Source organism: Kitasatospora nipponensis (assembly GCF_039528135.1).
Classification (GTDB): domain Bacteria; phylum Actinomycetota; class Actinomycetes; order Streptomycetales; family Streptomycetaceae; genus Kitasatospora; species Kitasatospora nipponensis.
This window is the reverse complement of the sequence record NZ_BAAALF010000822.1, coordinates 1-638: the sequence shown is the minus strand read 5'-3', so window position 1 is coordinate 638 and position 638 is coordinate 1. Positions and strand designations below refer to the sequence as shown.

Below are 638 nucleotides of genomic sequence, written 5' to 3'. Positions count from 1 at the left end.
CGATCGACGAGGCCGAGCAGCGGATGGCGAAGCTGGGCCTCCCGGCCCTGCCGCAGGCCGAGGGCCTTGCTCTGTTCGACGCCTCGATCGCGACCGGCGAGGCCGTCCTGGTCCCGCTCCGGATCGACCCCAAGGCCCTTCGCACGCAAGGCGATTCACTGCCCGCCCTGCTGCGCGGACAGGTCACCGTCCGACGCCGGGCGGCGGTCGGCAAGGCCGAGGCGGACTCGCTGCGGCAGCGGCTGGCCGGGCTGGCCGCCGCCGAGCGGGAGCGGGCGCCGCTCGCCGTGGTGCTCGGCTACGCCGCCAACCTGCTCGGCCACAGCGGGCCGGAGGCGGTGGAGTCCGAACGGGACTTCCTGGAAGCCGGGTTCGACTCGCTGAGCGCGATGGAGCTGCGCAATCTGCCCAACAAGGCCACCGGTCTCCGGCTGCCCCCGCTGGTGGTCTTCGACAGCAAGACCCCGGCCGCATTGGCCCGGTTGATGCAGACGGAACTGACCCTGGAGCCGGCTGTGGCCGGTCCCGGCGGTCAAGCGGCACCCACCACCGGAGGCCAACTGTCGGTCCCGGGTGACGAGATCGGCCGGGACAGCCTCAGCCAGCTGTTCCGCGAGGCGGTGCTGTCAGGACCGATG

The 638-nt window shown here is 72.9% G+C and carries 1 protein-coding gene; it reads left to right on the top strand.

Annotated features, from left to right (window positions below; translation table 11 throughout):
* Positions 1-23: 23 nt before the first annotated feature.
* A partial coding sequence (locus ABD323_RS43530) for an acyl carrier protein (protein ID WP_344447547.1) occupies positions 24-638 on the top strand: 615 nt, incomplete at its 3' end.